Source organism: Pseudochrobactrum albidum (genome assembly GCF_051851455.1).
In the GTDB taxonomy this organism is placed as follows: domain Bacteria; phylum Pseudomonadota; class Alphaproteobacteria; order Rhizobiales; family Rhizobiaceae; genus Pseudochrobactrum.
In genome coordinates this window covers 21,962-41,662 of the sequence record NZ_JBPVTR010000016.1, presented here as the reverse complement: position 1 = coordinate 41,662, position 19,701 = coordinate 21,962, and the positions used below count along the sequence as shown (strand labels likewise).

21 protein-coding genes are annotated in these 19,701 nt (G+C 50.0%); 12 read left to right on the top strand and 9 right to left on the bottom strand.

Annotation, left to right across the window (positions count from 1 at the left end):
* Nucleotides 1-104 precede the first annotated feature (104 nt).
* A complete protein-coding gene (locus ACSTTO_RS01955; protein ID WP_439271444.1) occupies nt 105-968 on the top strand; it encodes an outer membrane protein in 864 nt (287 codons plus the stop codon).
* Nucleotides 969-1,120: 152 nt separating this feature from the next.
* On the opposite strand, the gene ACSTTO_RS01950 is transcribed toward ACSTTO_RS01955, so the two are convergent.
* Together ACSTTO_RS01950 and ACSTTO_RS01945 are read right to left on the bottom strand one after the other, a co-directional pair.
* Entirely contained in the window at nt 1,121-1,891 is a 771-nt protein-coding gene (locus ACSTTO_RS01950) for a DNA alkylation repair protein (RefSeq protein WP_439271443.1), read from the bottom strand.
* Nucleotides 1,872-2,375: a MarR family winged helix-turn-helix transcriptional regulator gene (locus ACSTTO_RS01945; protein ID WP_439271441.1), complete on the bottom strand. Its 504-nt coding sequence runs from the start codon at nt 2,373-2,375 to the stop codon at nt 1,872-1,874. Before ACSTTO_RS01945 ends, ACSTTO_RS01950 begins: the two co-directional genes overlap by 20 nt.
* 187 nt (nt 2,376-2,562) lie before the next feature.
* Here ACSTTO_RS01945 and ACSTTO_RS01940 point away from each other — a divergent pair, with 187 nt between their 5' ends.
* The 5 genes from ACSTTO_RS01940 (at nt 2,563) to ACSTTO_RS01920 (ending at nt 9,409) form a co-directional block, all read left to right on the top strand.
* Complete coding sequence (locus ACSTTO_RS01940) at nt 2,563-3,729, top strand: phosphoserine transaminase (protein WP_439271439.1); 1,167 nt, start codon at nt 2,563-2,565, stop codon at nt 3,727-3,729.
* A 115-nt stretch (nt 3,730-3,844) separates the two neighbouring features.
* The gene (gene serA, locus ACSTTO_RS01935) at nt 3,845-5,446 is read left to right on the top strand and encodes a phosphoglycerate dehydrogenase (protein ID WP_439271437.1); all 1,602 of its coding nucleotides are present in this window, start codon (nt 3,845-3,847) and stop codon (nt 5,444-5,446) included.
* Between the two features lie 111 nt (nt 5,447-5,557).
* Complete coding sequence (locus tag ACSTTO_RS01930; protein ID WP_439271436.1) at nt 5,558-6,079, top strand: GNAT family N-acetyltransferase; 522 nt, start codon at nt 5,558-5,560, stop codon at nt 6,077-6,079.
* 265 nt (nt 6,080-6,344) lie between these two features.
* A complete protein-coding gene (locus ACSTTO_RS01925) occupies nt 6,345-7,634 on the top strand; it encodes an adenylosuccinate synthase (RefSeq protein ID WP_439271434.1) in 1,290 nt (429 codons plus the stop codon).
* Nucleotides 7,635-7,972: 338 nt separating this feature from the next.
* Complete coding sequence (locus ACSTTO_RS01920; RefSeq protein WP_439271433.1) at nt 7,973-9,409, top strand: transcriptional regulator; 1,437 nt, start codon at nt 7,973-7,975, stop codon at nt 9,407-9,409.
* 182 nt (nt 9,410-9,591) lie between these two features.
* Here ACSTTO_RS01920 and rpoH read toward each other — a convergent pair whose 3' ends face one another.
* Nucleotides 9,592-10,467, bottom strand: coding sequence for an RNA polymerase sigma factor RpoH (rpoH, locus tag ACSTTO_RS01915; protein ID WP_439271431.1), 876 nt, complete (start codon nt 10,465-10,467; stop codon nt 9,592-9,594).
* 310 nt (nt 10,468-10,777) lie between these two features.
* On the bottom strand, nt 10,778-11,791 hold the full coding sequence (locus ACSTTO_RS01910; protein WP_439271429.1) for an RluA family pseudouridine synthase: 1,014 nt from the start codon (nt 11,789-11,791) through the stop codon (nt 10,778-10,780).
* 53 nt (nt 11,792-11,844) lie between these two features.
* Between ACSTTO_RS01910 and ACSTTO_RS01905 the strand changes: the two genes are divergently transcribed.
* Nucleotides 11,845-12,339: a hypothetical protein gene (locus ACSTTO_RS01905; RefSeq protein WP_439271428.1), complete on the top strand. Its 495-nt coding sequence runs from the start codon at nt 11,845-11,847 to the stop codon at nt 12,337-12,339.
* A 366-nt stretch (nt 12,340-12,705) separates the two neighbouring features.
* Nucleotides 12,706-13,134 carry a Fur family transcriptional regulator gene (locus ACSTTO_RS01900; protein WP_439271427.1) on the top strand — a complete coding sequence of 143 codons (429 nt, stop codon included), beginning with the start codon at nt 12,706-12,708 and terminating at the stop codon, nt 13,132-13,134.
* A gap of 391 nt (nt 13,135-13,525) precedes the next feature.
* Here the strand turns inward: ACSTTO_RS01900 and ACSTTO_RS01895 are convergent, their stop codons facing one another.
* Nucleotides 13,526-14,581: a sensor histidine kinase gene (locus ACSTTO_RS01895; RefSeq protein ID WP_439271425.1), complete on the bottom strand. Its 1,056-nt coding sequence runs from the start codon at nt 14,579-14,581 to the stop codon at nt 13,526-13,528.
* Nucleotides 14,582-14,788: 207 nt separating this feature from the next.
* Entirely contained in the window at nt 14,789-15,583 is a 795-nt protein-coding gene (locus ACSTTO_RS01890) for a response regulator (protein ID WP_439271424.1), read from the bottom strand.
* Between the two features lie 397 nt (nt 15,584-15,980).
* On the opposite strand from ACSTTO_RS01890, the gene ACSTTO_RS01885 reads away from it, so the two are divergent.
* The gene (locus ACSTTO_RS01885; protein WP_439271517.1) at nt 15,981-16,154 is read left to right on the top strand and encodes a NepR family anti-sigma factor; all 174 of its coding nucleotides are present in this window, start codon (nt 15,981-15,983) and stop codon (nt 16,152-16,154) included.
* Nucleotides 16,154-16,708, top strand: a complete 555-nt coding sequence (locus ACSTTO_RS01880; protein ID WP_439271423.1) for an RNA polymerase sigma factor — start codon at nt 16,154-16,156, stop codon at nt 16,706-16,708. Before ACSTTO_RS01885 ends, ACSTTO_RS01880 begins: the two co-directional genes overlap by 1 nt.
* Here the strand turns inward: ACSTTO_RS01880 and ACSTTO_RS01875 are convergent, their stop codons facing one another.
* From ACSTTO_RS01875 to ACSTTO_RS01865, 3 genes are all read right to left on the bottom strand, one after another.
* Nucleotides 16,709-17,158, bottom strand: coding sequence for a hypothetical protein (locus tag ACSTTO_RS01875; protein ID WP_439271422.1), 450 nt, complete (start codon nt 17,156-17,158; stop codon nt 16,709-16,711).
* A gap of 1 nt (nt 17,159) precedes the next feature.
* Nucleotides 17,160-17,489, bottom strand: coding sequence for an ElaB/YgaM/YqjD family protein (locus tag ACSTTO_RS01870; RefSeq protein ID WP_439271420.1), 330 nt, complete (start codon nt 17,487-17,489; stop codon nt 17,160-17,162).
* A gap of 195 nt (nt 17,490-17,684) precedes the next feature.
* The gene (locus ACSTTO_RS01865) at nt 17,685-17,840 is read right to left on the bottom strand and encodes a hypothetical protein (RefSeq protein WP_439271419.1); all 156 of its coding nucleotides are present in this window, start codon (nt 17,838-17,840) and stop codon (nt 17,685-17,687) included.
* 519 nt (nt 17,841-18,359) lie between these two features.
* Between ACSTTO_RS01865 and exbB the strand changes: the two genes are divergently transcribed.
* Entirely contained in the window at nt 18,360-19,214 is an 855-nt protein-coding gene (gene exbB, locus ACSTTO_RS01860) for a tonB-system energizer ExbB (RefSeq protein WP_439271418.1), read from the top strand.
* 5 nt (nt 19,215-19,219) lie between these two features.
* Nucleotides 19,220-19,699, top strand: coding sequence for a TonB system transport protein ExbD (gene exbD / locus ACSTTO_RS01855; RefSeq protein WP_439271417.1), 480 nt, complete (start codon nt 19,220-19,222; stop codon nt 19,697-19,699).
* Nucleotides 19,700-19,701 lie beyond the last annotated feature (2 nt).

The following is a 19,701-nucleotide window of genomic DNA, read 5'->3' as shown; positions in this document are numbered from 1 at the left end:
TAAATAATTAAGGTTAAATGCTGCTTAACTTTTCAGTCTTATGGTGAATCCGAGAGTGATTGTCCCGGTATTGGAAGGCCGTGGAAACGCGATAGGATATGAAGATGAAAAGATTGAAAGACGTGCTTATCGCCGGTGTTGCAGGTGGTGCATTGGCGGCCATAGCCTCTCCGGTTCTTGCAGCAGATATTATTGTTCCCGAACCGGTTCCGGAAGTGATCGTGCAGCCTGCACATGTGGGTGGCTGGTATCTGCGTGGCGATATCGGTTATTCCTCGCCCAAGTTTAAAGGCGCGCATTATTCGACGATTGATAATTGCCCGACTGACTGTGGCGGCACCAATTCAAGTTTTGGCAGCAATGAGCTGTTTGGTAAGCTGAAAGGCTCGTTCCTGATCGGTGCCGGTGTCGGTTATCAGGTGACTGATTATTTCCGTACTGATCTGACGGTTGATTATCTGACGCGCTCGAAATTTAACGGCTCAACCAGCGGTGTCTGCACATCTGGGGGTACGGTTTTTGATTGCGTCTCCACTGATACAGCAAAAATGTCAGCTCTGTCGATTTTGGCCAATGCATATATTGATCTTGGCAATTTCAATGGCTTCACACCATATGTCGGTGCCGGTATTGGTGGTACCCGTATCAAATGGGGTAATCTGACCAATACAATTGGCGGAAATTTTGATCAGCCCGGCTCAACTGAGCACGAAGGCTCATCAGACTGGCGCTTTACATGGGCATTGATGGCCGGTGTTTCTTATGATCTTACCCAAAGCCTTAAACTGGATGCGGGCTATCGTTTCCGCCGCATTAACGGGGGGCAGATGTTCAAGGGGGATCAGTGGATCGGCAATGGTTATGACAAGCATTTCGACATTCATGATGTGCGCGTTGGCTTGCGCTATCAGTTTGGCGGTTATGCCCCTGTCGCTTATAATGACATGACAACACCGGTTTATAAATAAGTGGTCAGAAACACTTTTATAATCTGAAAACCCCTATAATCTGAAAACACCGCGCCTGGCTTAAGGGCGCGGTGTTTTTCTATTCAGCAGGCTGCAAACCATGCCGGTTTCGGGCTGTATAATTCTGCCAGATAATATGTCATGCTGTTTGCTCATTTATCAATTGTGCGTAAAGCGCGTTTGCATATTCGCGCTGTGGCTGGTGAGGTGCTTTCTTGTCGCCAGCGCGCCACCACAGACCGAACCCAATCCGGTGTGGTTTTGGAAGCGTCATTAAGCCAGTTGGCGACAGAATCCTGCACATAAATTTCCGGATCACTGCGTAATGCTTCAAGAATTGGCAATGCGCGCTCCGGTTCGGTTTTCAGCAAGTTAAAATGAGTGCACCATACACCACGTGGTCGGATGGCTTCACTGGCAAAGCGGCGGATTTTAAAGGACGGGCTCTTTGCCCAGGGGGGCAGCAATGTAAAAGCGTGTTCTGCTTGTGCAATAATGTCGCTGCGCATAGCAAGCCACGCCCATTCACGCACGCCAAAATGAGGATCATCGGCCAGAATGTGAATGTGCTCCAGCTTTTCTGACAGTGAGAGATTCTTTTGCGCTGCGATAAAATAACAGGCCCAGCCGCGAATTGTGTCAGAAGGGTGGTTGCTGAGTGTGCACAATGAAATATTACCGTTTTTATACAGTAATTGCGCGGCCAGTGCCATGCGTGCGGTAATGCCGCCCGTTGAAGTGGCCATTACCTGGTGCATTTCGGATGTGGTTTGCGGCAAGGCGCTTTGCATCAATTGTGCAAAATCAACGGCAAGGCACTCGGCCAAAATTGTGGTTTGCGCAGTGCCGTTATTGAGTTCACGCAGGCGTTGCGGCGCAATTTCTCCGGTACGACGAACAGGCTTAACCGCTGGCTTTGTCATGATCTGCCGAAGCCTTTGCGGTGATGCGGATTTTTGTCAGCAATGCACTTAATGTAAGTTTTTCCTGAGCGTTTAACGGCTTCATAAGGGAGGCAATCCATCGCATATGCTGATCGGTCAGCGCCGAGGCTATGTCTGCGCCTTTATTGGTTAATGTGATGAGAATTGAACGGCGGTCTTCCTGCACAGGATTGCGCAGAATAAAGCCGTCACGTTCAAGCCCGTCGAGCAGGCCGGTCAGCGTTGCCCGGCTAATGCCCGCACGTTGTGCAAGAAGACAGGGGGGCAATCCTGTTTTTTCCTCCCGCAGCAAAAAGAGAATGACAAAGCGGCTTTCACTCAGCTGATAGGGGCTAAGTTTTGCAGCGCAGCTTAAATCAATTTGTCTGGATGTGGAGAGCAATTCAAAGCATAGGCGAAGATCCTGCGGATTGAGATCATTGCGTTCAGCATGGCTGAGCAGGGCTGTGTATTTATTATCCATAACGGCAGATATAGTTTGGCACCTAACTATATGTCAAATCCTTTTATGAGGTGTTAGATTGTCGCAGACAGACAAAAGCAGACCAGTTTGATGAAACAAAGCTTGCGTAAAAGCACAAGTTTCTATATTCCGGTCAGCGGGCCACTTCTCCCCAACGGGAAGCGTGCTATCTGAAAGGGTAGATTAAATGACGACTTTTCCAAAGCCGGATATCCGTCCGGTTAATGCACAATTTTCTTCAGGTCCTTGCACAAAACGTCCGGGCTGGACACTTAATGTGCTGGCAGATGCACCGCTTGGCCGCTCGCATCGCGCCAAAACCGGCAAGGCAAAGCTCAAAGCAGCAATTGACCTGACACGTGAAATTCTCCAGGTTCCCGCAGATTATCGTATTGGCATTGTGCCGGCATCAGATACCGGCGCTGTTGAAATGGCTTTATGGTCACTGCTTGGTGAGCGCGGTATTGATATGGTCGCGTGGGAAAGTTTCGGCGCCGGCTGGGTGACCGATGTCGTAAAACAGCTTCAACTTAAAGACGTCCGTATATTTGAGGCGCCCTATGGCGAAATCGTTGATTTTGCAAAAGTGGATTTTGACCGTGATGTGGTCTTCACATGGAATGGCACCACATCCGGCGTGCGTGTGCCAAATGCGGATTTTATACCTGAGACACGTGAAGGTCTGACGATTTGCGATGCGACTTCTGCGGCTTTTGCGCAGAATCTTGATTATGCCAAGCTCGATGTTGTCACTTTCTCCTGGCAAAAAGTGCTCGGCGGTGAGGGTGCGCATGGTATGCTGATCCTGAGCCCGCGCGCTGTTGAGCGTCTGGAAAACTATAAGCCGCAATGGCCGTTGCCAAAAATCTTCCGCATGACCAAAGGCGGCAAGCTGATTGAAGGTATTTTTAGCGGCGAAACCATTAATACGCCATCCATGCTTTGCGTTGAGGATTATCTTGATGCACTGCAATGGGCGCAGTCAATCGGCGGTTTGCAGGGGCTGATGGCGCGGGCGGACAAGAATTTTGCCGTGATTAATGATTTTGTTGAAAGCCGTGACTGGATTGCCAATCTGGCAAAAGATCCGGCCACCCGCTCCAACACTTCTGTGTGCCTGAGCATTACTGATGCGCAGGTTGCAGCGCTGCCGGCTGATGAGCAGGCAGCTTTTGCCAAGGCACTTGTATCCTCGCTGGAAAAAGAGGGTGTTGCCTTTGATATCGGCGCTTATCGTGATGCGCCTTCGGGGCTGCGCATCTGGACAGGCGCAACAGTTGAGGCATCGGATTTGCAGGCATTGCTGCCGTGGCTTGACTGGGCATTCAAAACGCAAAAAGCACAGCTTTCCTGATTTCACCATATTGGCCGCAAGGCTCTCTTGAAATGCAATATCAGCTGCAACTGTGTTGGGACGGTTGCAGCGCGCCACCCTTATATTCTTCTGTCACATCATTACGGAGGCTGTTATGGCACCTCGTGTTCTCGTTTCGGATAAATTGTCGCCAACCGCAGTGCAGATCTTTAAGGATCGCGGCGTAGAAGTGGATTATCTGCCGGATCTTGGCAAGGATAAAGAAAAACTTCTGGAAGTCATCGGCCAATATGATGGTCTGGCAATTCGCTCGGCAACCAAAGTAACCGATAAGCTGATTGCCGCTGCAACCAATCTTAAAGTGGTTGGCCGTGCCGGTATTGGTGTGGATAATGTGGATATTCCGGCTGCATCGCGACGCGGTATTATTGTGATGAATACGCCTTTTGGCAATTCAATCACCACTGCGGAACATGCGATTGCGCTGATGTTTGCTGTTGCCCGCCAGTTGCCGGAGGCAGATCAGTCAACGCGTGCCGGCAAGTGGGAAAAAAACCGCTTCATGGGTGTGGAAATTACCGGCAAAACACTTGGCATTATCGGTTGCGGCAATATCGGCTCCATTGTTGCCACAAGGGCTATCGGCCTCAAAATGCATGTTGTTGCCTTTGATCCCTTTCTTTCAGAGGCGCGCGCTGAAGAGCTGGGCGTGGAAAAGCTGGAACTGGATGAATTGCTGGCACGGGCAGATTTTATCAGCCTGCACACACCGATGACTGATAAGACCCGCAATATCATCAATGCAGAAAATATTGCTAAGATGAAAGACGGCGTACGGATTATCAATTGCGCACGCGGCGGCCTGATTGTTGAAAAAGATCTGGTTGCAGCCTTGAAATCCGGCAAGGTGGCCGGTGCCGGTATTGATGTTTTTGAAGTGGAACCGGCAACAGAATCAGAATTATTTGAACTGCCAAATGTGGTATGCACGCCGCATCTTGGCGCCTCCACCTCGGAAGCGCAGGAAAATGTAGCATTGCAGGTTGCCGAGCAGATGGCGGATTATCTTATCAAGGGCGCTGTTACCAATGCAATCAATATGCCGTCGATTACTGCGGAAGAAGCACCGCGCCTGAAACCTTTTGTCAAACTGGCTGAGGTGCTGGGCGCCTTTATCGGTCAGGTGACGGATGAGCCTATTCAGGAAGTGGAAATTCTTTTTGACGGCTCCACCGCAACCATGAATACACGTGCCCTGATCAGCGCGGCGCTTGCCGGTCTTATCCGCCCGCAGGTCTCTGATGTGAATATGGTTTCTGCACCGGTTATGGTGAAGGAGCGCGGTATTATTGTATCGGAAGTCAAGCGCGATAAATCGGGTGTGTTTGACGGCTATATCAAGATCACTGTGCGCACCACCAAGCGTACGCGTTCGATTGCCGGCACATGCTTTTCTGATGGCAAGCCGCGCTTTATCCAGATTAAGGGAATTAATCTGGATGCGGAAGTCGGCCGGCATATGCTATATACCACCAATAATGATACGCCGGGCATGATCGGCTGGCTGGGAACGGTTTGCGGTCAGCATGGTGTGAATATTGCTAATTTCTCGCTTGGTCGTGAACGTATGGGCGGCGATGCAATTGCGCTGCTTTATCTTGATGAGCGTATTCCGGAAGCGGTGCTGGATGTTCTGCGTGCCAATGAGGCAATTGTGCAGGCGCGGCCACTGGTTTTTGATGTGGCGGCAGATTAAGTATAAAGTATCGTATAAAAATATAATGACGGGAAAATCAGGTTTTCCCGTCATTTGCTTGTCCGGCGCTTGTCCGGTTGTTGCGGAATATTCTTTCAAAAGAGGTTGTTAATGTCGGCAGATCCGGCGCCGTTCAAGGCGCAATGGCGGCAGATGTGTGAAGCTGATCTTGCGGAAGTGCATGCGATGAGCTGTATTGTGCATCCGGACTTTCCGGAAGATCCGGCCATTTTTGCTGATCGCCTGAAGGTTTTTGCGCAGGGTGCTCTGGTTTTGCAAGGGACAGGCCAATTGCTCGGCTATAGTTTCAGCCATCCTTGGCGCCGTCATTGCGCGCCAGCCCTCAACACGTTGTTGCATCGCATGGCAGAGGATGCCGATACTTATTATTTTCATGATGTGGCGCTGTTGCCGCAGGCGCGTTCCTTGGGGGCCGCCCGCAAGCTTGTGCAATTGCTGAAGGATATTGCGCTGGCGCATGGTTTCGACTCACTGTCACTTGTGGCCGTAAATGGCTCGCAGCCTTATTGGGAAAAACAGGGTTTTGTGGTGCAGGATGTGCCGGATCTGCGGGAAAAACTGCTCAGCTATTCGGCTGATGCGCGATTTATGGTGCGCAATCTGAATAAATAAGCCTGTTTTTGCATGAACAGGTGCGATTTCCGGCAATCGGGAGTCGCACTTTTAATTGTGACGCTGTATAGAAGCTCACGTTCTGTAAAAAAGCGCGGGTTTTGAATGAAAGCGCGTTTTAGAAAGGAACGGGCCTAAAGTGTTTGTTTAGGCGCATTATCTGCACGTAAAATCGCTACGCATTGTTGCGGGAAATGCTCTATGTGTCACAGGCTCGATTCAAATTCCAAACAAGCTGTACATTTTGTACTGAGGAGTTTTCTTCATGGCTAATGTGATCGTCGTCGGCTCACAATGGGGTGACGAAGGCAAGGGTAAGATCGTTGACTGGTTGTCGGAACGCGCCGATGTGATTGTGCGCTATCAGGGCGGCCATAATGCCGGTCATACGCTGGTCATTGATGGTGTAAGCTATAAGCTTGCATTATTGCCTTCCGGGCTGGTGCGCGGCAAGCTTTCCGTTATCGGCAATGGTGTTGTTGTTGATCCGCACCATTTTGTGACAGAGATTGAAAAACTGCGTGCACAGGGGGTTGAGGTAACGCCTGAGGTGTTGCGTGTTGCTGAAAATGCTCCCCTGATCCTGTCCCTGCACCGTGAGCTGGATGCCATTCGTGAAGATGGATCAGCCGGTTTGAAAATCGGCACCACCAAGCGCGGCATCGGACCTGCCTATGAAGATAAGGTCGGCCGCCGCGCAATCCGTGTGATTGATCTGGCGGAGCCGCAAAGCCTGCGTCCTAAAATTGAACGGCTTTTGACACATCACAATGCGTTGCGCCGTGGTATGGGGCTTGCAGAGATCTCGGTTGATGCAATCCATGCAGAGCTGACGGAAGTGGCTGACAAGATCCTGCCTTATGTGGATCAGGTCTGGAAAATTCTGGATGACAAGCGCAAGGCCGGTGCCCGTATTCTTTTTGAAGGCGCACAAGGTGCGCTTCTCGATAATGACCACGGAACCTATCCGTTTGTTACATCGTCCAATACCGTGGCCGGTCAGGCTGCTGCCGGTTCAGGCCTTGGCCCGACAGCGATTGGCTATGTGCTGGGGATTACCAAGGCTTACACCACCCGCGTGGGGGAAGGGCCGTTTCCTTGTGAGCTGAATGATGAGATCGGTCAGCATCTCTCAACTGTTGGCCGGGAAGTGGGCGTGAATACCGGCCGCTCCCGCCGCTGCGGATGGTTTGATGCGGTTCTGGTCAGGCAGACTGTGCGCACTTCCGGTATTACCGGCATTGCACTGACCAAGCTTGATGTTCTGGATGGTCTGGATGAGATCAAGGTCTGTGTGGCCTATGAGCTGGACGGCAAACGTATTGATTATCTGCCGGCCTCCATGGATGCGCAGGCGCGTGTCAAGCCGATTTATGAAACGCTGGAAGGCTGGAAGCAGACAACAGCAGGCGCACGTTCATGGAGCGAGCTGCCGGCGCAGGCGGTGAAATATGTGCGCCATATTGAAGAGCTGATCGGCGCGCCGGTTGCTATGCTCTCGACCAGTCCGGAGCGTGAAGATACTATTCTGGTTACAGATCCGTTTCAGGATTAATCCTGCGGCATTTGCCTGCGGAATGCAAAAAAATACAGGATTTAAAGGCGGAATTTTTATTCCGCCTTTTTTGATTTATAGTCTGCCTGATTGTTGTGGCAGGGTGGTTCACCCTGTTTTATGGGTTATTTTTTGATAAAACAGGCACTTTTTTGCCACAATTGGTGCAGTTAGGCGCTTCTAACAGGTTGAAATATACGGTAAACTTTGCATTCGTTAAGACTTATGCTTAATAAACATTCAGGCTTCATCTGATTTTTGGTGATGCTGCTGCAGATTGCGCCGGATAAGTGTACAGGGCAGCAGATTTCAATCGTCAGCAACGGATATAGAAAAGTATGGCAGATTTCGCAGCGGTACTGAAAAAGACAATTGATGCACAGGCAAACCCTGATGAGGCGTTGCGCCAGCGTGTCTATGCAAAGGCCCGCTCGACAATCGAGCAAAAGCTTTCCGCGGTCAATGCATCGGATGCCATGGCACAAAAGCAGCGCCAGATATTGGAAGCCGCGATTGAAGAAGTGGAAGCGGATTATCGTGCTGCAGAGCGCGCGGCCGAAGAGGCGGCGCAGCCTGAGCAGACAACAGATCCGCTGGAAAATTTTCTGAAAGCCGTGCAGGAAGCCGGTGTTGCTGAAGAGCGGACTGAGCCTGATCCGGCATTATCCGATGCGCCGCATGAAGGAACCGTTGATAATGCGGATGATAATCTGCAGGATGCGCGCGATGATGATGCAGGCTTTGCAGGGCGCCCGTCTTATAGTGCTTCTGATTATGATGATGAGCCGCGCAACCGCGGTAAGGGTCTGATAATCGGGCTGATTGCGCTTCTGCTTCTGGGCGGCGCCGGATATGCCGGCTGGACCTATCAGGATCAGATCAGGGATTATGTTGCCTCTTTGACATCGGGTGATCAATCTGCGGATGAGGGAACGGATGCCGGAGAAGATGCCGGAGATGGCGATAATGTTGATAGCGAGGAAGCTGACAGTCAGACGCAGGCGCAGCCACAGCAAGCCCAGCCACCGGAAAATAAACCGCAGAGCGAGCAAAAATTGACACAGCGATTGCTGCCGGATGGCAGTGAGGTTGATGAGGGCGCAGGCAATGGCGGCTCCAATTTTGGTGAGGGCACATCAACAGCCGCTGCCAGCGGCACAGCGCCGGCAAACGGGCAGACATCACCTGCAGGTGCCGCACAATCACAACCAATCCCTGTTGGCCAGAGCGCCTTCTTCTATGAAGAGCAGCGCGGTGGTGAAACATCACCGGCAGTTAAGGGCAGTGCTGTCTGGTCTGTGGTGCAGGATTCGCCGGGCGATGGCGCGCCGGATGAGCCGGCCATCCGTGCTGATGTGAGTTTTCCTGATGCGAAAATCAGCCTGCGCATGACAATCCGCCGTAATGCGGATCAGTCTATTCCGGCAAGCCATCTTATTGAGATGATCTTTACTGTGCCGGATGATTTTTCCGGCGGCGTGATTGAAAATGTGCAGCGTATTACTTTCAAGGATTCGGAACAGGCAGCGGGCAATCCGCTGGCAGCTATACCGATGAAAATTGCGGATAATTTTTTCCTCGTCGCCTTGAATGATGCGCGCACTGCGGTGGATATGAATATGGCCTTGATGCGCCGCCAGCAGTGGATTGATATTCCTATAACCTATCGCAATGGCCGCCGTGCGCTGATTAGCATGGAAAAAGGCGTGCCGGGGGATAAGGTATTTGATGAGGTTATGAAAAACTGGAGCAACAGCGCTCCATCTGCCAATTAGGGAATTTCAGTATTTTTTGAAAGCTGAAATACTCTTATGGGCATGCAGGCATACAGGACGGCTGAAAAGCAATCTGCCGCTCTTCATTTGAAAGGGTAAAAGAAAACCGCCTTCTTTTATAAAGAAGGCGGTTTTTATTTAATCAATAACAGCCCTGTTTTGCAGGCTGCGTGTTATGCAGATTATGCTGCCCGAGCAGCCGCCATAACGGCTTCCTGAACTTTTTCAAAGGCGCGCACTTCAATCTGACGTACACGCTCACGGCTGATGCTAAATTCTGCGGAAAGATCCTCCAGTGTCAGCGGCTCATCGCTCAGACGGCGGGCTTCAAAAATCCGGCGTTCACGCTCATTGAGCTTGGACATGGCTGATTCCAGCATGGTGCGGCGGTTGTTCAGTTCATCCTCATCAATCAGCATTTGTTCCTGTGAGGCACTGTCATCCACCAGCCAGTCCTGCCATTCGCCGCTTTCGCCCTCTGCGGCGCGGATCGGCGCATTAAGTGAGGCATCGCCACTCATGCGGCGGTTCATTGAAACAACTTCTTCTTCCGTTACACTCAGGCGATTGGCAATTTCTTTTACCTGTTCAGGGTTGAGATCGCCGTCATCCAGTGCCTGAATACGGTTTTTTGCCTTGCGCAGATTGAAGAACAGACGTTTCTGATTGGCTGTGGTGCCCATTTTAACAAGGCTCCACGAGCGCAGCACATATTCCTGGATCGAGGCTTTGATCCACCACATTGCGTAAGTTGCAAGGCGGAAGCCGCGTTCCGGTTCAAAACGCTTAACAGCCTGCATCAGGCCGACATTGCCTTCAGAAATAACTTCGCCGATCGGCAGGCCGTAGCCGCGATATCCCATGGCAATTTTAGCCACAAGGCGAAGATGGCTTGTTACAAGCTTATGTGCGGCTTCCGGATCCCCATGCTCGCTATAGCGTTTGGCGAGCATATATTCTTCCTGCGGCTGCAGCATAGGAAAGCGGCGGATTTCATCCAGATAACGCGTAAGACCGCCGTCACCTGCGGTAATTGCCGGTAATGTTGTACGGGCCATAGAGCACCCTCCTGTTTATGACAGGTTCCCTTGAAGGCGAACCTGTGCCTGATCACCATTTCAGGCAGTTCGTCGCATAAAGTGAGTATATAGGAAAAATTAGGGCAAAAACACGGTGATAATGACAGGACACGTGAATTTTATCAATATGACTATAAAATTATGGTCCGCCGTCAGCTTTTCCCTAACAATATGAAAAATATGGATATTATTTGATGTAAATTGATAATGGCAAAGAAAAGCCGGAGAGTGTTTTTGGCTTCTCTCCGGTTATTACAAAAATTTAATCCGTCAATATTGAAGATTGCGATTACTTTGCGTCCAGCCCGCCTTGGCGAAAAGCATGCAGAAGTTTTTGCATATCCTGCGGCATATCGGTAGTAAATTCCATAAATTGCCCTGTTACAGGATGCTCAAAGGCCAGAAGGCGTGCATGAAGCGCCTGCCTTTGAAAATTCCGGATTGTTTCCTGCAATTCACCGGTCAGGCGATTGGCCTTGGTTTTATAGGCGCTGCCATAATCATCATCGCCGATCAGCGGATGGCCGATATGCGCCATATGCACCCTGATCTGGTGGGTGCGGCCGGTTTCCAGACGGCATTCCACAAGTGAGGCAAGTGCTGTGGCATCGTCCTTTTCACCAAACCGCTCTTCAACCATATAATGGGTGATTGCGTGGCGGGCATCTTCACGGTCTTCCGGCACCACTGCCTGTTTGGTGCGGTCGCGGCGGGAGCGGCCGAGCCAGGTATCAATCGTGCCGGCGGGGCGCTCCGGCATACCCCATAACAGTGCCAGATAGGCGCGCTCCAGCATACCGGTGCGGCCGTGATCAGCAAATTGCGCACTTAAATTTTGGTGCGCCTTGTCGTGTTTGGCAATCACCAGAACGCCGGACGTATCCTTATCCAGCCGGTGCACAATCCCCGGCCGTCTGACGCCACCGATGCCGGAGAGGCTTTCACCGCAATGATGTATCAAAGCGTTAACCAAAGTTCCGTTCCAATTGCCATTTCCCGGGTGAACAACCAGCCCTGCAGGCTTGTTGACCACAATTATGTCATGATCTTCATAAAGGAGATCAAGCGGAATGTCTTCCGGCTGTGGAGCAGCTGGTTCGGCTTGCGGAATGTGCAGAGTAATAATTGAACCTTCGCGCAATTTGTGCTTAGGCTCGCGCACAATCCGGCTGTCAACCAGCACATGGCCGGCACTTATGAGTGATTGGATGCGATTTCGTGAAAGATCAGGCGTGAGTTGAGAAGCAAGCCACTGATCAAGCCGTTTTCCTGCGGCATCGGCATCGGCAATTAGCTCTTTCAATCGTCTCTTCCCTTCGTTATCACGCCTCGCGATACCAGTAATCGGAGACTTTAATGCAGGACCATTATTATCAGGAACATCCGGAACCGCATCAATATGCTGCGCAGGCATATCAGGAACCCCAGATCGATCCGGCTATGGAGCGTGTTCGCCGCAAAATGGTTCGCCTGTTGATCATATCAATTGCCATCATGGTCATAGGTCTGATGGCCGTGCTGAGTGCTGTTATCTATAAAATTAACAAGGCTCCCGATACAGCAGAAAACGCGGCAGCTCAATCAGATATTCCGGGGCACAACCCCAAAGCGGATATTCCGGGGAACTCCGGGGCCGGAGTTTCAGGGCAGGGGGCTGTCAAGGATGATGTTTTGCCGCTTGTTGAATCACAACTGGAACTTGCGCCGGGAACACGCCTGCTCTCGCAAAGCCTTTCAGGTGATCTGGTTTCACTTGAAACCCTGCTGCCAGATGGCGGTACGGAAATCATGATCTATGATTACCGCAAATCCCGTTTTGTTGGCCGTATGCGTCTTGGCAATCTTGAATAATCTTAAAATAAGCTGATCAACAGGTGGTTCCGTGCCCTTGCCGGCATTTTACCGCCTGTTGCATTATGCCGGCAGAGCGGTTTACGCCGCTTTGCCGGCGCTATGATAAGTTGCCGCGTTTACCTGTTAAATCTTTGTGTTCTTGCCGGTAAAGCCGGATAAAGGCTTTGATTGTCTTTCGTAAATTTATAAACATGCTTACAGAGATTCTGTATCCGGCTGTTATTTGACCTGAAGCACAGGTTTTGCAAAACTGATATTTGTGTTTCTCAAAAGCCCTGCTTGTAAAACAGGGTTTTGCAGTCATAATTTGCGTGTTTACCCGCATTTGCGCCTGTGTTTCCGATCTTGGTACAAAGGGCTTCTATGGGGATTATGATAATGAAAACTGATTACGAGAAACAGCTTCGTGAAGCCGGCGTGCGGATTACGCGCCCGCGTCGGGTTATTCTTGATATTCTTGCCCAGTCTGATGGTCATCCCGATGCAATGGAAATTTTCCGCCGTGCTGTTGAGATTGACAAGAGCATCTCGCTTTCAACAGTCTATCGCACCATGAAATTGCTGGAGGAGCAGGGTGCAATTCATCGTCATGCCTTTGATGGCGGGCCGTCACGCTTTGAACAGGCCGGTAATGAGCATCATGATCATTTGATTGATATGGATACCGGTGATGTGATTGAGTTCCATTCAGAAATGATTGAAAAATTGCAGGAAGAGATTGCCCGCTCTCTCGGCTATGAGATTATTCATCATCGCTTTGAGCTTTACGGCCGGAAAATCAAGGCAGACTAAAAAAGCGGAATTGACGAATTTCCTATTAAAAGCCGCAAAGCAGGTTTCTTCAAAAACAGTGTTATAAATTTTATTATCTTATTGATATTGCAGGTAAAATCATCTTCTTTTTTATATTGATAACAAAAATCGATTATTTTCTGGTTTTTATTATGCCGGGATGAAACTTTTTGTTGTTTGATGCGTTATGGCCAACAGAAAGCATGTTTTCTCGCAATCATGTTTTTTACCGACCGTAAATACGCCCCCTATTTCCGGTCTCGCGCGCTTCCGGATGATTTATCTCCGGAGCGCGCCACTATTGTCCCTGCGCTACTATTAGCTTTTAGCATTTCTTGGCAATCAACGCGGTTTATGCCGGCTCATGATTGGCTGTAAAGGCTGGCAATTATCAATAATCAAAATGCTGATAGGGAATGTGCAGCCTGTATTCTACAAGACCGTTGTGAATATCATAGCTTGCTGTGCCGTTAACAGCCTGTGGTACAATGCGCAGCAAAACAGCACTGCCAAAATGTTGCGCTGCGCCTGCCTTGCTGCCATGGTTGTTTTTCTCTGATATTTTTTGTGGTTGGAGACGGGGGATTTCCGCCGTGGGGCTGAGTTCCTTCCAGCAAATTACCAGATCTGTTTCCCCCTTGTTGTTGGTGCCAAGCCTTGCCGAGATGGTGAGGTTGCCGTGATTGCAGGCAAGGGCGCCATAGGAGGCGGAATTAACAATAAGCTCATGGAGTGCAAGCCCGATATGCAAGGCTGCCCCCGGGAACAGGTAGACATTCTCCCCTTCGATCTTGAGGCGCTCATCCTTGAGGTGGATATATTTTTGCAGTTGTGCGTTTAAAAGATCGTGAAACGCTGCACCATGCCAGTTGGAATCGGTTACCAGATCCTGCGAATGGGAAAGGGAATAAAGCCGTCCGCGAAATTTGTGCAGAAATTGATCAACAGAGCCGGAATAACGCGCTGTCTGTGCGGCGATACTCTGAATGACTGCCAGAAGGTTTTTTGAGCGGTGACTGACCTCGCGCAGCAGGATTTTAAGAACCTGTTCACGGTGTTTCAGCTCACTGATTTCAACTGCGGTGGTGACAATGCCGATAATTGCTCCGTTTTCATCTTTATCCAGATCAATGAAAAACTCGTACCACCGCGGATTGTTCTTTTCAGTAAAAGCGATTTCAAGGCGTTGTGCCTCACCATTTTGCAGGAGCCGTGCTTTGGCAAGCATAAGTTTTTCTGCAATGGGGCGCGGCATAAGATCCTGTTCGCTGATGCCGGCTTGCCAGCATAATTGCCAGAATGCCGGCACATTTTCTGCCCAGGCGTAACAGAGGTCCGGTGTTTGGTAAAAAACGGCAACATTGCTGTTGCGTATGGCGCGGAGCAGGGAGCGCAGCCGGATCTGGCCGGTGCTGCTGTAATTGGTTGAAGAGGCAGTTGGCGCCATAACATATGTGCTTTCTGTTATCTCACCGATATAGCGGGCATTGCACAGGTGATAAACCGCGGCGCGGCAGATCTGTTTGTTTGCCTGACCTGAAACGAATGGTTGCGGATTTGGTTCCGAGCGGTTTTGCCTGAGCCGTTTTGCCCGAGCCGTTTTGTATTGTGGCTGGGATATTTTCCTGTAAGGCAGAGGCGCCTTCTCTTCGTGTCAGGCTTGCGCTGTTGCCTCCTCTTCAAAAAACAATGCCTGACTGATCAGCGCCTTGACCATATCCGGATTAAACGGTTTGGTGACCAAAAAAGCCGGCTCCGGTCTTTCTCCTGTCAACAGGCGCTCAGGAAAGGCGGTGATGAATATAACCGGCAGATTGTCCTGTTTGAGAATTTCGTTCACAGCATCGATGCCGGAGCTGCCATCAGCCAATTGAATATCGGCCAGGATCATGGCCGGTTTGGTTTGATGATACAGAGAAACGGCTTCCTTACGGGTTCTGGCAATGGCGGTAACCTCATGGCCAAGCTCTTCAACCATTTGCTCAATATCCATTGCAATCAGCGGTTCATCTTCAATGATCATGATGCGTGTGGCGATATGGCGGGAGATATGTTCAGACGCCTCAGCAAGAAGAGCTGCAAATCCGGCCTGATCTTCATCAAGAATTTCTGCTGCTTCCCGTTCATTAAATCCTTCAACCGAAACCAACAGAAAAGCCTGCCGTGAGCGCGGGGTGAGCAGGGCAAGATTACGCGCGGCGTGTTTTTCCCATACGGCGGATGAGGCATTATCGGGTATTTCAATGGATGTGCGGTCAAAAATACTGGAATATAGGCGGTAGAGTGCTATCTTATCGGATGAGCAGTCAGGCCATACGGAGATATCGTCAATCAGGGTTTCAAGAATTGCAGCAACATAGGCATCGCCGGCTGCCTGCGAGCCGGTTACGGCGCGTGAGAAACGCCGCAAATAGGGCAGATGTGGTGCAATACGTGTGGATAGTGACATTGAATGCTCCGTCAGGAAGACTGGCTACAGACTGAAGTGACATATCAGATTGTATGGTTTTAAAACGTCTGGCAATTATAAATGTTCCTGCTGCAGGAACTAATTTTTCGATGCTGCATTTTATTGTAATTGCGTATTTTCCATTGCAGCTCCTGCGGTATTACATGTTCTTTAATTGCGCGGATTTGAACAAATGTAAGTTGCCGGAGAATGCGCATAATAAGGGGTTTTAAAAACAGGTAGCTATGAATTGCGGCAAGCTTCGCCTATGCAACTGGCCGGAAAATACCAGCAAATCAACCGGAATACGGATGCGATGAACTGTAAAAATTCTTTGAAGGCGCAAGATGATAATATGACTGCACAGGCGCAAGAAAATACCACGCAGCATGACAGAATGTGCGACGGAGCCAATGCGGGTGATGAGCTTGGCTCTAATAGTGAGATCGGGCTTAAATTGCGGGCGCTTTATACGGGTATTCAGGAAGAGGCAATTCCGGAGCGTTTTCTCGATCTGCTGGAAAAACTGGATCAGGCTGAGCATAAATTATCCTCAGTTTCAGGGAACTGATGCCTATGGTGGAGGAGAAGGACGACTTTAAACGCCTGATGCTTGCGGCTCTTCCGGCGTTACGTGCTTTTGCGGTTTCTCTTGCCGGACAACCGGATAAGGCTGATGATCTGGTGCAGGATACGATCATGAAAGCCTGGGGCAAGCGCGACAGTTTTATTATGGGCACGAATATTAAAGCGTGGCTTTTTACAATATTGCGCAATGAGTTTTATAGTCAGATGCGCAAGCGCGGCCGTGAAGTGCAGGATACAGAAGGCTATCACACGCAGCGGCTGGCTGTGCATCCTGCACAATATGGCTCACTTGATTTGCAGGATTTCCGCCATGCGCTCAGCCAGTTGCCGGATGATCAGCGTGAAGCGATTATTCTGATCGGCGCCTCCGGATTTTCTTATGAAGAGGCGGCGGAAATATGCGGCTGCGCAATCGGCACTATTAAAAGCCGCGTCAGCCGTGCGCGTGTGCGTTTGCAGGAACTGCTGAATGTGACAGGCAATTATGATTACGGGCCTGATAATATGTCAGCACAGGTAACCATGCGCTCTTTTTAATTACTCATCGTGGTCTGTTTTTTTGCTGTTTTTGCCGGATAAGATTGACAAGACGGCAAGGCCTGCCAGCGGCAGGACAATTGTCAGTACAGGTCGTTTTAGAAATGTGGGCACGGCTGCAACGGCTGCGGCGGTGAGTGCGGCATTGGTATCAATGGCGGCGCGACGTTCCGCCTGCCGCTTTTTGTGCGCTTTCTCATATATCCGGTTGAGGGCAAAGGCAAAAAACGCCACCACTGCACAGATTGCGGCAATCAGCAATGCGCTTATTACAGGCCCGAACCGGACAGTGAGGGCAAGATAAGCGGCAATAACCAGAAATATGACGGTGAGAAGAGTGGCCAGAGTGATAATCGTAAAGAATGTGATATTGCGTTTGGTGCGTGCAGCTGCAGCCTTCATTTCAGCGTCAGCAAGGCCGGTCAAAAGCGGGATAAGGCGTTTCAGCATATCAGCGCCGTGTGATTGCGGAGAAAAGATAGCCGGCCGCGGCGGCCAGCGCCAGCGTTGTCAAAGGGCGCTCCCGCACATAATCAGTTACTTGTTCCTCAAGTGAATAAGCCTGATTTTTTAGTGCATGAATAGCATTTTCACCCTGTTCATAAATATCCTGATAGTTCTCGGATGCGTTTTGTCTGGCCTGGTTGATTTTTTGTGAACCGATATCAGACAGTGTGGCGGCAAGGGATGCAATATCCTGTTTGAGTTGTGCAATCTGCGCCTGTAATTCTTCTGTGTTGCTCGTCTGGGTGTCGTTGATATTTTTTGCGTCACGAGCCATGAGAGCCTCCGTTAAATAAAACTGAAATATAAATCATACTTATAACGTACGGCCAGAATAATGGTTCCTGCTGCGCAGTGCCAGCTGAAACCTGTGTTTTGGTGTTGTAAAAATGCCGGTACAGTTAACAGGATAAATTTTATTCGCGCAGCCTGAATATCTATTATTACAATATTAGTTATAGAAGAAGGCACATCAGATAATTATCAAAAACAGCGCGGTCAAAGAAATGCAGGCTGCGGTTACATAAAAACCGGCACGCAAAATGGCGGTTTCCTGACGGGCGGGCTCGCAAGGATGCACCATGGCAAGGCGGGCGGTGGTCTCAATATTTTGCATTTTCTGGTGCATTTATTGTCCCCTGCTTATACACTGGAAAGCGTAAAGCCATGATAGGCTGTCTATACGTCAGCTTTATGATTGTTTGCTGACAATAAGATGATTGCATAATTGCAACTCATTATGCCCGCGCAGTGATATCAAGCCTCTTTGACAAGGGGCTGTGATAAAACAGTGATAAGGGACAGAACAGTATCGCCCATGGCATCATGATGATTTATCGCTGCACAGATTGTGAAATTATGATCAAATAAGGCAGAAAAGATATTTTTTCTTAAATATGACTTGAATTGTCATATTTAATAGTAGTAATGCAGAGGGGAGTAACGCCTGTTGCGGCGGGCAGGGCTGTCCTGAATATTGAGGCATTTTGCGCAGCGCAAATGTGTAATGCCAAGGTCAATAATAGGTAAACAGAGCCGATAATACATTAAACAGAGAATGAGGCATTTTGGTATTTCTGTAAACTTAAATGCATCAGGCAATGAGGACGATGCAGTGTTTAAGATAAAAAGAGCATTTCAGGCAAAATTGACCCTATTGCCATGTGCCGTAATACTGGCAGCAAGCAGTATGATTTTTGCATCAGCCGCGCCGGTTATGGCGCAGCAGGCCGGAATAAATACATTGCAACTGCCTCATGATTTGTCGCCATGGGGTATGTTTATGGCCGCTGACCTTGTTGTGAAAGCGGTCATGATCGGCCTTGCACTCGCATCTCTGGCAACATGGACAGTGTGGCTTGCCAAATCCGTTGAGATTGCCGCAGCCCGCCGTCATGCACGTTTTGTGTTGAAAGAGGTTTCTCATGCGCACCATCTGGTTGCGGCTGTGCAGGCGCTTGAAAAAAAGCGCGGTTCCGCTGCCCATTTGGTGCGTGCGGCGCAAGAAGAGGTGCTGCAATCAACACCTGCTGTAAGCTATGTCGGAGGTGAGGGGCTGAAAGAGCGTGTCTCCTCACAGCTTGGCCGGATTGAAGCCGCGGCCGGACGCCGGCTTGCCAGAGGCACAGGGGTACTTGCCACAATTGGCTCCGTCGCGCCTTTTGTTGGTTTGTTCGGAACCGTGTGGGGAATTATGAATTCCTTTATTGGTATATCGCAGGCGCAGACCACCAATCTGGCTGTTGTGGCACCGGGTATTGCCGAGGCGCTTCTGGCTACTGCAATCGGTTTGGTTGCGGCCATTCCCGCAGTGATTATTTATAATATTTTTGCCCGCTCTGTCACTTCTTATCGCCAATTGCTGGCTGATGTCAGTGCCGGTGTGGAACGTCTTGTCAGCCGTGATCTTGATATGCGTGCTGCCAGGGATATGGCGCAGAAACAATCCGACCGGCAGCCGGTTTCCAAGGACGGTGCAGCCGTTGTCAAGGCTGCGGAGTAATTATCATGGGCAGCCGTTTACGCGATAATGTTGACGATGATCTTCAGGAAAGTCATGAAATTAACGTGACGCCTTTTATTGATGTGATGCTGGTGCTGCTGATTATTTTTATGGTGGCCGCACCTCTGGCAACGGTTGATATTAATGTGGACCTGCCCGCAGCCAGCGCCACACCGCAGCCACGGCCGGATAAGCCTGTTTATCTGACCTTAAAGGAAGATCTCAGCATCAGCCTTGGCAATGATACAGTGAGCCGTGAGGCACTGGGGCAGGCATTGGATCGTTTGGCGGAAGGCAATAAGGAGACGCGTATTTTTCTGCGCGCTGACAGGATGGTTGGCTATGGCGAACTGATGAATGTTATGAATCTGCTGCGTGAGGCGGGTTATCTTAAAATTGCGCTGGTTGGTTTGGAAACTGCCCCCGCAATGCAGGATACTGTAAATGATACAGTGCAGGGAGCAGCGCAAAAGGCTGGGGAATGAGG

What these genes read in the sequence shown, in the direction of transcription:
- ACSTTO_RS01880 (WP_439271423.1), top strand. Translation starts at nt 16,154, where the DNA reads ATGCCTATGGTGGAGGAGAAGGACGACTTTAAACGCCTGATGCTTGCG.
- ACSTTO_RS01870 (WP_439271420.1), bottom strand. Translation starts at nt 17,489, where the DNA reads ATGGCTCGTGACGCAAAAAATATCAACGACACCCAGACGAGCAACACA.
- ACSTTO_RS01885 (WP_439271517.1), top strand. Translation starts at nt 15,981, where the DNA reads ATGTGCGACGGAGCCAATGCGGGTGATGAGCTTGGCTCTAATAGTGAG.
- ACSTTO_RS01890 (WP_439271424.1), bottom strand. Translation starts at nt 15,583, where the DNA reads ATGTCACTATCCACACGTATTGCACCACATCTGCCCTATTTGCGGCGT.
- ACSTTO_RS01875 (WP_439271422.1), bottom strand. Translation starts at nt 17,158, where the DNA reads ATGCTGAAACGCCTTATCCCGCTTTTGACCGGCCTTGCTGACGCTGAA.
- ACSTTO_RS01905 (WP_439271428.1), top strand. Translation starts at nt 11,845, where the DNA reads ATGCAGGACCATTATTATCAGGAACATCCGGAACCGCATCAATATGCT.
- ACSTTO_RS01895 (WP_439271425.1), bottom strand. Translation starts at nt 14,581, where the DNA reads ATGGCGCCAACTGCCTCTTCAACCAATTACAGCAGCACCGGCCAGATC.
- ACSTTO_RS01955 (WP_439271444.1), top strand. Translation starts at nt 105, where the DNA reads ATGAAAAGATTGAAAGACGTGCTTATCGCCGGTGTTGCAGGTGGTGCA.
- ACSTTO_RS01900 (WP_439271427.1), top strand. Translation starts at nt 12,706, where the DNA reads ATGGGGATTATGATAATGAAAACTGATTACGAGAAACAGCTTCGTGAA.
- serA (WP_439271437.1), top strand. Translation starts at nt 3,845, where the DNA reads ATGGCACCTCGTGTTCTCGTTTCGGATAAATTGTCGCCAACCGCAGTG.
- exbD (WP_439271417.1), top strand. Translation starts at nt 19,220, where the DNA reads ATGGGCAGCCGTTTACGCGATAATGTTGACGATGATCTTCAGGAAAGT.
- ACSTTO_RS01950 (WP_439271443.1), bottom strand. Translation starts at nt 1,891, where the DNA reads ATGACAAAGCCAGCGGTTAAGCCTGTTCGTCGTACCGGAGAAATTGCG.
- ACSTTO_RS01925 (WP_439271434.1), top strand. Translation starts at nt 6,345, where the DNA reads ATGGCTAATGTGATCGTCGTCGGCTCACAATGGGGTGACGAAGGCAAG.
- ACSTTO_RS01865 (WP_439271419.1), bottom strand. Translation starts at nt 17,840, where the DNA reads ATGCACCAGAAAATGCAAAATATTGAGACCACCGCCCGCCTTGCCATG.
- ACSTTO_RS01945 (WP_439271441.1), bottom strand. Translation starts at nt 2,375, where the DNA reads ATGGATAATAAATACACAGCCCTGCTCAGCCATGCTGAACGCAATGAT.
- ACSTTO_RS01930 (WP_439271436.1), top strand. Translation starts at nt 5,558, where the DNA reads ATGTCGGCAGATCCGGCGCCGTTCAAGGCGCAATGGCGGCAGATGTGT.
- rpoH (WP_439271431.1), bottom strand. Translation starts at nt 10,467, where the DNA reads ATGGCCCGTACAACATTACCGGCAATTACCGCAGGTGACGGCGGTCTT.
- ACSTTO_RS01940 (WP_439271439.1), top strand. Translation starts at nt 2,563, where the DNA reads ATGACGACTTTTCCAAAGCCGGATATCCGTCCGGTTAATGCACAATTT.
- ACSTTO_RS01920 (WP_439271433.1), top strand. Translation starts at nt 7,973, where the DNA reads ATGGCAGATTTCGCAGCGGTACTGAAAAAGACAATTGATGCACAGGCA.